Consider the following 12,552-nt stretch of genomic DNA (forward strand, 5'->3'; position numbering starts at 1 on the left):
AACCTCGAAAAATTAATTTAAAACTCTACCTCAAAGTATAAGCTAGAGGCTTCATCACTACCAGCAACGGCTTCGCCTTTTATAGTTTCGCCACTTTCATTGGCTACTTGCAAATTGATTTTCCAGTAGCCTGTCATAGTAAAACTTACTTTACCTTCGTAAAAACCTTGTCCGTTTTCTTGGTACAAATCTTGGTTGTTAGGAGAGTCGTGATTGCCCATACTAGGCATGCGGGGATCAATTTTAATATGATAGTTGTTTACGCTTGTAAAATTCATCATATCTTCCATTTTAAATAATCCTGCCCGCATATCATTTACCGCTACCTGAGGATTTCTTGGGTCAACCATGGCTAAAACATATTTTTGGTTGTCGCTACCCATAAATACAGCAACACGTTTTTTTGGTGCTGGCTTAACATATACTTTATCTGAGGCTGTGAAAGTTGCACCGTCAATACTATAGTCAAAGTTTAACTCCCAATATTCGTCATCGTTACTGGCCATTTGAAATACTAAATACCCTTGGTATAAAGTCTCTTTTGCAGATGATTTTACAACATTAGAATTTGGGCAGCTATGCATCATACTAGTCATATGCATAATAGGCATCCACGAGATATCGGCATTAGTAATTAATTCGTCTCCAGATTTAATTTGAAGGTAAACTTCATTATATCCTTGCTCTATTTCACCGGTTGTGGTGTAAAGTAAAATTTCGTGATTGTTGGCGTTAATGGTTTGTACCAATGTTAAGTTTTCGGTTTCATTTATGGGTGTCGCAATACCATCATCATCAGATGAACAGGCGCTAAGTAGAATCATCGCCAAAAGGCTGAAATATTTTAATAGTTTCATTGTATAAATTTTTTGATTTGATAATAGGATTCCTCGCAAAAGAAATGTTTCTCTTGTTAAAAGGTATTTTTCAAAAGCTTAATTATACAATGGGAGGGGGCTTAATATCGGTAATTTGCAAGAAGCGATAGAGGTTATTATAGCTTTTGCAAACTGGTTTTTTGATTTCTAAAAATAATATAGGAGAAGTAGAATCATCAGACCAAAAGAATACTAGTTCTTTATCTAAAAAATCTAAATAAGCAGGCTTTTCTTTAGACGAATTAGATTCTATCAATTTAGATAACTCACATTTACCATTACAAGCCAATTTTGGCCTGTCTTTATTGATACAAAATAGCTCAACAAAACTGTTGGTATCAACAAAATAAAAACTGAGCATAAAAGCACTTTTTACACCATTGAAAGTAACCAAAAGGGTAAAAATTAAGACTAATATGGAATGCTTCTTTTTCACAGGGTAAAGATAATGATGAAAAAAAAATGGGGCACTGACAAAAGTCACTTTTAATAATGTAGTTATTTTATTTGTCTCTCGAACTGGTGGTGCAGTAATCAACCCAAAAATAAAGTCGGTTTACAAAAAGCTTTTGCCTAAATTGGCATAGCTTTAATTAATTCTTGAGTATACTGCTTTCGCGGATTTTTGTAAACGGAATCAGGATCGCCGCGTTCAACAATCTTACCTCGATTCATAACCAGAAGTTGATCGGCCATATATTTAACGACACTTAAATCGTGCGAAATGAATAAATAGGTAAAACCAAAATCTTCTTTTAATTCATTTAATAAATTGAGCACTTGAGCTTGCACCGATATATCTAATGCCGAGACCGATTCATCACAAATTATCAACTCTGGGTTTACGGCAATCGTTCTAGCTATACCAATACGCTGACGTTGCCCACCACTAAACTCGTGAGGGAATCTATTAAAATATTTTTGGTCTAATCCCACCCGATTAAGCAAATAAAGCGCTCTGTCTTTACGTTCCGTTTTATTCTTATAAAGACCGTGTACCAACATAGGCTCCATTATAGCCTGACCTATAGTAAGACGCGGATTCAAAGAAGAAAAAGGATCTTGAAATATCAATTGAATTTTTTGCCTTAGTTTCTTTTGCTCTTTCTTAGGTGAAGAAAATATCTCTTTTCCTTTATAATACACTTGTCCGCTGGTCGCTGGAGTCAATCGCAAAATCAGATCGGCTAGAGTAGATTTGCCACAGCCAGATTCACCTACCAAGCCTAAAGTTTCGCCAGCATAAATTTTAAAGTTCACCGAATCTACAGCGGTAAATTCCCGTTTGCTTCCCCATAGACCCGTTTTAGTGATAAAAACCTTTTTTAAATTTTTAGCTTCAAGTAAAGGAGCTTGGGCATAAATAGTTTTATGCTTCTCTTGTCTATCTTCTCGAGTTTCAACGGCAAGATTTAATTGGTCTTGTAAAATATCTTCTACCGTTGGGAGCCTTTTTAAGCGAACATCTGTTCTTGGTTTTGAGAGTAATAGAGCACGAGTATATTGGTTTTGTGGGTTTTTGAATAGCGTCTGGGTTTCATTGACTTCTAATATTTTGCCTCTATACATCACAGCTACCCGGTCGGCAATTTTAGAAACCACTGCCAAATCGTGAGAAATAAATAAAATACTCATTTGAGTCTCTTGTTGAATCTCTTTTAAAAGAAGTAGAATTTCATTCTGCACCGTTACATCTAAAGCGGTGGTTGGCTCATCGGCAATAAGTAGTCTGGGTTTACAGGCAATGGCCATAGCAATCATAACGCGTTGTTTTTGTCCGCCACTAATTTGGTGCGGATATGCCCTATAAACACGTTCTACATCGGGAAGCTTTACTTGTTTAAAAAGTTCTAAAGTTTTTTGCTGAGCTTGTTTAAAGCTTAGGGAGGTGTGTTGAGCAAGTATTTCTACCACTTGTCTGCCGCATCGCATAGCTGGATTTAGACTGCTCATAGGTTCTTGGAATATCATTGCGATTTGTGCTCCGCGTAAGTTTTGAAACTCCTTCTTTGGCAGGTCTAATAGTTCCCTATTATTAAATTGTATACTGCCCTTTTTAATTTTCGCCTGCTTGCTTAATAGTTGCAAAATGCACAAACTAAGTATAGATTTTCCAGATCCAGATTCTCCTACCAGTCCAAGAATCTCATTTTTTCCTATTTCTAAATCAATGTTTTTTAAAATAGGGGTATAAGAGGTTTTCTTAGTGGTAAAACCGAGACTAAGCTGTTTAATTTTTAATAAAGATTTGCTGGCTTCCATGGGTTAAATCCGTAAAGTCTACACGCAATAAAAATAACAAAATAAAGGTAGCTATCGGTTTTAGACACTTTTTATTTCTTCAGGGTCTAAAAGACTTTCTCCTTTAAACTTTAAAATAATTTGGGCAATGGCCACTACATCTCTTTCACAATAATTTTTTATTCGTGCTATATTTCGTTCTTCGTAAAATACGCGAGCTACTTCATCGCCAGAGATATCTGATTTTGGCGAGGGAATGCCTAAGACGTGGGTGAGTAAGTTAAGTGAGGTATAATGCTTGTAGTCTCCAAATTTCCAAAGTTCTAGGGTGTCTAAATGGGGCACTTCCCAAGGTTTTTTACCAAAAAGATTGAGTTTGTCGGGTAGCGCGATACCATGAATTAGCATTCTTCGCGCTAAGAAAGGAAAATCAAATTCTTTGCCGTTATGGGCGCACAATAACTGGTCTTTTTTATCGAAATGCTGAGTGATTAGGTTGTTGAAAGCCGTTAATAATTCAGGTTCGCTGCCAGTAAAGCTAGTGACTCTGAACTCCCTTTGCGGATGAATTAAAAAATACCCTACAGACAGACAAACTACTTTCCCGAATTCTGCCCAGATTCCTGCCCTTTCATAAAAGTCTTCTGCCGAAATATCTTCTTGGCGTTGATAACGTGATTTTTTTTCCCAAAGCGATTGTACTTTAGGAGGTAAATGTTCAAATTTTTCAACTTCAGGGACGGTCTCTATATCTAAAAATAAAATTTTAGAAAGGGGTATATGGTGTATCATCAGCTTAGTAATTAAGTGATTAAGTTACAATATTACCCGATGCAAACAAAAATTTTTTATTTAGTGATATAAAAGATTTATTGTTCGTCTTCTAGATTATCGTGAATAATACCCAAGCGCTTGGCTCTTTTTTCCCAGTTTTTTCTAGCCAGATGCTGCATATCTTCTGTACTATCGCTTTCATCCATAATCTCTAAACCGAGTAAGGTTTCAATAATATCTTCCATCGTGATAATTCCTACAGTGTTTCCGTATTGATCGGCTACTACGGCTAAATGAGCTCTCTTTTGTATGAAAAATTCAAATAATTTAGGAATTGGGGTGTGGCTATAGGTTAGCAATACATCTCGTTTTAGACTTTCAAGATGTAATGCGCCTTTATCTTGAATCATATGTTCTAAAATCTCATCCTTGAGTACAAAACCGGTTATATTGTTGGGTTGGTTATGGTAGACTGGAATTCTAGAAAATTTAAGTGTAGGATGTTCTGAAATAAAGTCTGCTACGCTTTGTTCTTCATTGGCAATCATAGCTACCGAGAAAGGAGTCATCACGTCTTGCGCCATAACCGATTTAAAAACTAGTAAATTCTTAATAAAGGTGGTTTCATTCTCTTTAAAAACGCCTTCTTTTTCGGCTTCATCTGTAATGGCTATAAATTCTTCCCGACTCATGGTATTAGCATGAGCAGAATTTCCTATAAGCTTTGTGGTGAGTAAAAGTAACCATAAGATACCGGTATATTTTAATGGAAAAATAAGAACTTGTAAGGTAGTGGCCGTGAACTGGCCCAAATGTTTCCAATAACTAGCTCCTATGGTTTTAGGAATAATTTCTGAAAGAATTAGAATTAAAACAGTCATTATTGCCGATACTAGACCAACAAAATTTATTCCCAATACTTGGTAATCTATACCTTGTTCTAGTGCAAGAATAGCCGCTTGATTACCCACTAAAATGGCACCCACAGTATGAGCTATAGTGTTTACGGTAAGTATAGCTGTTAAAGGAACATCAATATCTTTTTTAAAACTGGCCAGTGTTGTAGCATACTGTTTTCCTTCATTTTTTTTAAGGCGTATATGAGTGGGGGTAAAACTCAAAAGAGCGGCTTCTAAAATAGAGCATAAAAAAGAAGCCAAAATAGAAACTAGGGCATAAATTATTAATAAGGTCATTAAAAATGAATTTTCTGAAAAATAAGACAAATATAGAATTTACTCAACCTATTTTTCACAAATTTAGCAAAACCCAATCTCTATTTTGGCTATTGATCTATCAGCTTAGAGCTTTTTGCCATTTTTGAGCCAATTCTAATTGCGCTAAAGCTTCTACATTATAATCGTCTTCTTCGTTATAAAAAACTATTTGGCTCTGCTGTAATTGATTTTTAAGCAGCATCACGATTTGCTCGATGCCTTTTTCTTTACTCCTATTTTGTTTTATTTCGCAAGTAAGTCCGGTTAAACCAAAGCTTTTAACTTTCAAATTTTCTTCATCTAAATTTCCGTAAATAAGTATTTGTTTTACACGGTTTATACCCAAAAACAATTTGGTGTTTATTTCTAGTTCGTCTAGTTCATGGTGCATTTGAGCTGCTTTTTTTCTAATTTTTTGTTCCCAAATAGCAGTATTTTTCCTTTTAATGATTATGGTATAAAATAATGGGGCAATGAAGGCAAATAGCAAAAGTAATCCTAATAAAATAGAAGATCGTTCCATGGTTTTTATGCTCTAAAAAAGAGGCTTTTATTTATAGTTTATTTAATTCCGTTAAAAAATGGTTAGTTTTATTGGTATGACATAAATACCTGGTAGCAATAGAACTATAAAAAACTATGGAAAGGGAATAGAAAAACTCCAAATAAGAGTCTTTTAGCTAATGATAAAAAAATGGAGGGTTTTAGTGGATGAAAAGTCAAAAACTGCTTTGACTCCAATTCTGTTATGGCATCTGATAAATTAGAACCAAAAAGTGGTTCATTTTCGTCTTCTAGTGGGGTTCGAACTTCATCTGTAGGTAAGCCCTGAAAGGAGTGTTGATAATCTTGTGAAAAGTAGTGTTCTTTTTCTGGAGTATCTTGAGGTAGAACATTGCTTAAACTGGGTGTAGCCGCTATTCCCACTTGATGGGATACCGAAACTAAAAAAAGCCAGTATAAAAACAATTTTTTCATACTGGCCTTTAGGCTAAAATCGTGCCAAGTTTTACTGTATTAATTGAACCGCTTGTTTAGCGAAATAACTTGCTATAAAATCGGCACCTGCACGTTTTATGGCGGTGATTTGTTCTAGGATAACAGCTTCTTCGTCTAACCAACCTTTTTCGGCGGCAGCTTTAATCATCGCGTATTCTCCGCTAACTTGGTAAACAGATATGGGTGTAGTTAATTCATTTCTTAGATCTCTAACAATATCTAGATAGCAAAGTCCGGGTTTCACCATTACGATATCGGCACCTTCCTCGACGTCCATTTGAGCCTCTCGGATAGCTTCAAGCCGATTGGCAGGATTCATTTGATAGGTCTTTTTGTCTTTAGGAATGTTTTGTACGTCTACGGGCGCCGAGTCTAAAGCATCTCTAAAAGGGCCATAAAATGCAGAGGCATACTTGGCGCTATAACTCATAATTCCCGTATGGGAATAGCCTGCTTCTTCAAGGCGCTGACGCATTACCAAAATACGACCGTCCATCATATCGCTTGGCGCAACAAAATCAGCTCCAGCTTGGGCATGAGATAGAGCCATAGCGGCTAAAAATTCTACAGAAGCATCATTTTGTATTTGTCCATTTTCAACGATACCGTCGTGACCGTAAATAGAATAAGGGTCTAGTGCCACATCGGTCATAACCAACATTTCAGGTACCGTATCTTTTACTGTCTTTATGGCACGTTGCATTAATCCGTTTTGGTTTAAAGCCTCCTTGCCCGCATTGTCTTTTAAAGATTCTTCAACTTTTACAAATAAAAGTACAGATTGAATTCCTAATGACCAAAGAGTTTTTATCTCTTGCGGTAATTGATCTAAGCTGTAGCGAAAGTAACCTGGCATAGAAGCAATTTCTTCTTTTTTGTTCTTACCTTCTACCACAAAAATAGGGGCTTGAAAATCGTTTGGTGATAGGTTAGTTTCCTGAATTAGGTTACGTACTGCTTGATTTGTTCGGGTACGTCTATTTCTTATTAATGGGAACATAATGATTTATTTTTGTTTTACGTTTACACCCAATTTCTTGGATTTTTTAAAACGTGAATTAATTTTTCTTCATCACTACCATTAGTTGGTTGGTGATTATATTGCCATTGCACGTGAGGCGGTAGGCTCATTAATATACTCTCTATACGACCATTTGTTTTTAAGCCAAAAAGAGTTCCTTTATCATGAATGAGATTAAACTCAACATACCTGCCACGCCTTATTTCTTGCCACTCTCTTTGGGCATCTTTGTAAGGTAGTTCCTTTCTTTTATTGACTATAGGGAGATAGGCATCTAAGAAACTATCTCCAACTTGAGTAACAAATTGATACCAGTCTTCTATGTTTTTTTTAGGTGTAGATTTTAAATAATCAAAAAACAATCCACCTATACCTCTAGCTTCATGACGGTGGGTGTTCCAGAAATATTCATCACATTTCTTTTTGTATTCGGTATACAAATTTGATCCGTGAGAATCACAAGCTTTTTTACAAATTTTGTGAAAGTGATTGGCGTCTTCTTCAAAGAGGTAGTAAGGGGTTAAGTCTTGGCCTCCACCAAACCATTGATCTATAACTTGACCTGATTTGTCATACATTTCAAAATAGCGCCAATTGGCATGAACGGTAGGAACCATAGGATTTTTAGGATGAATAACTAAACTTAAGCCACAAGCAAAAAAATCTACGTCTCCTACTTTGAAATACTTTTGCATTGCTGGAGCTAGAGGGCCGTGCACCGCCGAAATATTTACACCGCCTTTTTCAAAGACTTTTCCGTTTTCAATTACACGTGTTCTGCCACCGCCACCTTCTTTTCTTTCCCACTTGTCTTCCTTAAACTTTGCCTTGGTGTCAATCTCTTCTAAAGCTTGAGTAATCTGGTCTTGCAATTCTTGTATGTAAGCTAAAAACTTTTCTCGCATATTTAATTTTCTAAAAAAACAAGCCGATTTTTGTTTAATTCAATATCAGCAGCTTTGGTTATTTTTACGGCTTGGTCTGTTTCTCTGTTTAATAATTTTAATAGCTGATCAGTAGTGTTTGTGGTATAATTGGCTTCAAATAAACGAAGACCAATGCTATTGTTATGTAAATCCATGGCCTTTTCAAGTGGTTTATTGGGGGCTATTTGTTCGTGTAAATCGGTTATGGTTTTAGCCCAATTTACAGCTTTTGACACATTTTTATTTTTTTTATAAACTTTTTGAGCAATTAAAAAACTCCATAAAGCGTGTCTAAACGCATTGGCAGGGGTGTTTAAATGATGTTCGTTACCAAACCGGGCTTGTGCCAAACGAATAGCCCTTTGTGTAGCCCGGTAGGTAGGAATAATATAAAATGGGTGCATTAAAAAAACCTTTACAAGTTGCAAAATTTGACTTGGTTTTAGTTTTATAAGTTTACCCGGTAAGGCCATGCTTAGGCTTTGTATTCTTTTACGGCATCGACAAATGCTTGAGCATTTTCAACTGGTATGTTTGGCAAAATGCCGTGTCCTAGGTTAACAATGTATTTGTCTTTTCCGAAATCATTAATCATTTGATGAACCATCTTCTTAATTTCTGCTGGTGGTGAAAATAGACGCGACGGGTCAAAATTACCTTGAAGCGTAATACTTCCATTTGTAAAAGCTCTTGCATTTTGAGCAGAGCAGGTCCAGTCTACGCCTAAAGCTGAGGCTCCAGATTTGCTCATTTGATCTAAAGCATACCAACAGCCTTTACCAAAAGCAATTACCGGAGTTATATCTTTTAAAGCATCGATAATTTGCTGGATATATTGCCAAGAAAACTCATTGTAATCTACGGGTGATAGCATACCTCCCCAAGAATCAAAAATTTGAACTGCATCTACCCCAACCTTTACTTTTTGTTTTAAATAAGCTATAGTTGTGTCGGTTATTTTTTGCAATAGTGCATGGGCAGCCAAGGGTTGTGTAAAACAAAATTGTTTTGCTTTGTCAAAATTCTTAGAGCCCTGCCCTTGAACAGCATAACATAAAATGGTCCAAGGTGAACCAGCAAATCCAATTAAAGGTACTTCTTGGTTCAATGCTAATTTGGTCATTTTTATAGCATCGAAAACGTAACCTAATTCTTCCTCTACGTTGGGTACAATCACTTGTTCTACATCTTGAGCACTGCGAATAGGATTAGGTAACCAAGGGCCAACACCAGGTTTCATTTCTACCTCAATATTCATAGCTTGTGGTATAACTAAGATGTCACTAAACAAAATAGCAGCATCTGTACCCACTTGATGTATAGGCATTACGGTTATTTCTGTAGCGAGTTCAGGAGTTCTACAACGGGTAAAGAAATCATACTTTTCCTTAAGCTTCATAAAGTCGGGTAGGTATCTTCCTGCCTGGCGCATCATCCATACTGGTGGACGCTCTACCGTTTCTCCTTTTAGTGCACGTAAAAATAAATCGTTTTTTATCATAGTAAATACTTCCGTAAAGGAAATTTTAAGGGTTTAAAATGTAGTAGCAAAGATACATATTATAAGGGTTTTAAGTGATTTTAACCCAGCTTTAATATGGTGATTGCTTATTGTTTTTTGTAATCTTATGCTTAAAATATTTTATGACCGTTGCGATGAGTTCTTCGACCGTAGGTTTTTCGGCTATAATGATATTTTGAGTGTGTGTTTTGAGTGCCTGGGCCGTGGTGGTTCCAATGCAAAAAGCCAAAACATCTGACTTTATTTGATTTTTTTCAAGGTAGCTATTGACCCCACTCGGACTAAAAAATAAAATTGCGTCAAAATCTGTTTCAAAAGATTTAGGATTTAAACTTGTATGGTAGGCTGTAACTTCGGTAAATTTAATGTTGTTCTGTTTCAGCCCCTCTGGTAGGGTGTCACGCCTTATGCTGCTGCAAGGAAAATAAAAGTGTGCATCTTGGTGTTTTGCTATAATTTCCTCTAAAAGGTCTAAAGCGTAATGTTTCCAACATATAACCGAAACTCCTGCCTGCTTTAACAGCGTTGCTGTTTTTTCACCTACCACGTAGGCTTTTTTAATTTTGGTTTTATCTTTTATTGCTTTAAATGAGTTCTGGCTGGTAATTATAGCATGCTCAATGTTCGCAGGAAACTTTGCAGCTTGATTGGGTACGATTTTAATACTAGAATAATGCGTTAAAAGAATTTTATTTGTCTTAAACGTAAGATATTGCTGAGGTAAAAGCAATTTGGTACTTAAAACGTGGTAATTAGCCATGGCAAATTACTTATTAAGCTCCTGTTTTATTTTTCGCATCAATTTTTCGCCTCCCTTTTTGAGTATTTCGGTTGCTAAGTACTTTCCGGCAAAGCTAACTTCGTGAGATTTGATAATTGCCCTTTCCTCTAGCTTTTTCTTTCCGTCTAGACTAAACAAAGCACCGACAAATTCGATTTCATGCTCGTTTTTAAATTTAGCATAAGCTCCTATAGGGGCAGTACAACCTCCTTCTAGGGTGCGTAAAAAATCTCTTTCAATATGCACACAGGTAGCAGTTTTTTTATCGTTTAATTGCTGGGTAGCTTCGATAGCAAAATCTTTATCTTCACGAGCCACTACAAGCATAGCTCCTTGTGCTGGAGCTGGAATCATCCAGTCGAGATTAACAAACTCATCAGGCTTTAAATCGATACGCTCTAAGCCCGCTGCGGCAAAAATAGCACCATGCCAATCATTATTAGCTAATTTTTCTAGGCGAGTATTTACATTGCCACGTAAATTAACAATTTGGTGGTACGGGTATTGGTGTAACCATTGGGCTTTTCTTCTAAGACTACCCGTAGCGATTACTCCTTTTTTAGAATCAAAATCTAAACCTTTGTGTACCAATATATCTTGGGCATTTGCTCTTGGTAAAACGGCGGTTTGAATGATGCTTTGCGGTAAAGCGGTAGGTACATCTTTCATGGAGTGTACCGCTATATCAATCTCATCTTTTATCATCGCAATATCTAGGGTCTTGGTAAAAATACCTGTGATCCCCATCTCGTAAAGCGGCTGATCTAAATTTAAATCGCCAGTAGATTTAACGGGTTTTAATTCGGTTTTATACCCTAAATTCTCCAATTTACTTTTAACCAAATTAGCTTGCCATAGCGCCAAAGAACTATCTCTGGTACCAATGCGAATACACTCTTTCATAGTTATTGATTAGGAGTTGATTTTCTCTAATTGAAAAACCTTTTGTATGAGATCTAAACTAGCATCTGATGTGTCTTGCTCACCTTTTAGATGACTGGCAAATTGATTCATTATTTTCTGAATAATTCGATTGCTTACAAGTTCTGCATGTTCGTTATTGAAATTGTTTATCTTTCTACTTTGAAAATCAATTTCTTCGTCTTTAATGGTTTTTAATTTTTGCTTTAAAGCTTTGATGGTTGGGGCAAATTTTCGGCTTTCTAACCAAGCATTAAAGTCGGCTTTTACTTCATCAATAATAGCTTCTGCTTGCGGAATAAACTCCTTTCTTTTTGCCAAGGTGTCGTCTGTCATTTGGGAAAGGTAATCTAAATGAACCAAACGTACATTTTTTAAATCGGTTACATCATCCGATACATTTTTAGGAATAGATAAATCCAAAATTAAAAGATCTTGCTCTGCATGAATAAGTTCTTTAGATATGGTAGGTCTTTGAGCCCCAGTAGCCACAATAAGAATATCTGTTTTTCTGATTTCAGATTGTAAATCGGCATGATCTTTCACGATTAAATCAAACTTGCCAGCAACACGCTCAGCTTTATCTTTGGTGCGATTTATTAGAGTAATGCTTTTATTTTTGGTGTGCTTAACCAGATTTTCACAAGTATTTCTACCAATTTTACCCGTACCAAAAAGCAATATGTTTTTTTCTGATACGTGCTTTACATGTTGTAAAATGTAGTGAACAGAAGCGAAAGATACCGAAGTGGCTCCAGATGATAAGTTGGTCTCGCTCTTTATACGTTTGCTCGCTTGAATAACTGCATTGGCTAAACGTTCTAAAAACGGATTGTCTAAACCGTATTTTTTACTAACTCGAAAAGCTTCTTTTAACTGACTAATAATCTCAAAATCACCAACAATTTGACTGTCTAAGCCAGTACCCATTCTAAACAAATGACTAATGGCCTCTTGGTTTTTATAGACATAGGCCACCTCTTCAAATTCTTCAACGGTGCCCTGTGTGTGTTTACACAGCAATTTGATGAGTTGAAACGGATGTTCAGCAAAACCGTAAACCTCTGTACGATTACAGGTTGAAGTAACCAATAGTCCTTCTAAGCCATCTTGTTTGGCTTCTTCTAATATTTTGATACGCTGCTCATTGGTTATACTAAAATGACCGCGGGTTACCGCATCTGCCTTTTGATAACTCAAGCCAATGGCGTAAAAAGAATGATGTCTACTAACGTGATAATTTCTCATAAAAGGAAAAAACCTAAAATGTGT

At 36.2% G+C, this 12,552-nt stretch carries 14 protein-coding genes; all 14 read right to left on the bottom strand.

Annotated features, from left to right (window positions below):
* Window positions 1–17 precede the first annotated feature (17 nt).
* Window positions 18–857, bottom strand: a complete 840-nt coding sequence (locus ACH2AZ_RS03555) for a FixH family protein (protein ID WP_394906669.1) — start codon at window positions 855–857, stop codon at window positions 18–20.
* An 82-nt stretch (window positions 858–939) separates the two neighbouring features.
* Window positions 940–1,239, bottom strand: a complete 300-nt coding sequence (locus tag ACH2AZ_RS03560; RefSeq protein ID WP_379046907.1) for a hypothetical protein — start codon at window positions 1,237–1,239, stop codon at window positions 940–942.
* Window positions 1,240–1,451: 212 nt separating this feature from the next.
* Window positions 1,452–3,140, bottom strand: a complete 1,689-nt coding sequence (locus tag ACH2AZ_RS03565; protein ID WP_394906670.1) for an ABC transporter ATP-binding protein — start codon at window positions 3,138–3,140, stop codon at window positions 1,452–1,454.
* A gap of 60 nt (window positions 3,141–3,200) precedes the next feature.
* Window positions 3,201–3,911, bottom strand: a complete 711-nt coding sequence (locus ACH2AZ_RS03570; protein ID WP_394906671.1) for a 3'-5' exonuclease — start codon at window positions 3,909–3,911, stop codon at window positions 3,201–3,203.
* Window positions 3,912–3,988: 77 nt separating this feature from the next.
* Window positions 3,989–5,089, bottom strand: coding sequence for a CNNM domain-containing protein (locus ACH2AZ_RS03575; RefSeq protein WP_394906672.1), 1,101 nt, complete (start codon window positions 5,087–5,089; stop codon window positions 3,989–3,991).
* 100 nt (window positions 5,090–5,189) lie between these two features.
* Window positions 5,190–5,633, bottom strand: a complete 444-nt coding sequence (locus ACH2AZ_RS03580; protein WP_394906673.1) for a hypothetical protein — start codon at window positions 5,631–5,633, stop codon at window positions 5,190–5,192.
* A gap of 104 nt (window positions 5,634–5,737) precedes the next feature.
* A complete protein-coding gene (locus tag ACH2AZ_RS03585; protein ID WP_394906674.1) occupies window positions 5,738–6,088 on the bottom strand; it encodes a hypothetical protein in 351 nt (116 codons plus the stop codon).
* Window positions 6,089–6,119: 31 nt separating this feature from the next.
* The gene (gene hemB, locus ACH2AZ_RS03590) at window positions 6,120–7,109 is read right to left on the bottom strand and encodes a porphobilinogen synthase (RefSeq protein WP_394906675.1); all 990 of its coding nucleotides are present in this window, start codon (window positions 7,107–7,109) and stop codon (window positions 6,120–6,122) included.
* Window positions 7,110–7,132: 23 nt separating this feature from the next.
* On the bottom strand, window positions 7,133–8,035 hold the full coding sequence (gene hemF, locus ACH2AZ_RS03595) for an oxygen-dependent coproporphyrinogen oxidase (protein WP_394906676.1): 903 nt from the start codon (window positions 8,033–8,035) through the stop codon (window positions 7,133–7,135).
* Between the two features lie 2 nt (window positions 8,036–8,037).
* Entirely contained in the window at window positions 8,038–8,460 is a 423-nt protein-coding gene (locus ACH2AZ_RS03600; protein ID WP_394906677.1) for a DUF6973 domain-containing protein, read from the bottom strand.
* Window positions 8,461–8,531: 71 nt separating this feature from the next.
* Window positions 8,532–9,557 carry a uroporphyrinogen decarboxylase gene (hemE, locus tag ACH2AZ_RS03605; protein WP_394906678.1) on the bottom strand — a complete coding sequence of 342 codons (1,026 nt, stop codon included), beginning with the start codon at window positions 9,555–9,557 and terminating at the stop codon, window positions 8,532–8,534.
* Between the two features lie 91 nt (window positions 9,558–9,648).
* Window positions 9,649–10,338: a uroporphyrinogen-III synthase gene (locus tag ACH2AZ_RS03610; RefSeq protein ID WP_394906679.1), complete on the bottom strand. Its 690-nt coding sequence runs from the start codon at window positions 10,336–10,338 to the stop codon at window positions 9,649–9,651.
* 6 nt (window positions 10,339–10,344) lie between these two features.
* A complete protein-coding gene (gene hemC / locus ACH2AZ_RS03615; RefSeq protein ID WP_394906680.1) occupies window positions 10,345–11,262 on the bottom strand; it encodes a hydroxymethylbilane synthase in 918 nt (305 codons plus the stop codon).
* Window positions 11,263–11,271: 9 nt separating this feature from the next.
* Window positions 11,272–12,528 carry a glutamyl-tRNA reductase gene (hemA, locus tag ACH2AZ_RS03620; RefSeq protein ID WP_379046871.1) on the bottom strand — a complete coding sequence of 419 codons (1,257 nt, stop codon included), beginning with the start codon at window positions 12,526–12,528 and terminating at the stop codon, window positions 11,272–11,274.
* Window positions 12,529–12,552 lie beyond the last annotated feature (24 nt).

The organism is uncultured Mesonia sp. (genome assembly GCA_947499595.1).
GTDB lineage: Bacteria > Bacteroidota > Bacteroidia > Flavobacteriales > Flavobacteriaceae > Mesonia > Mesonia sediminis.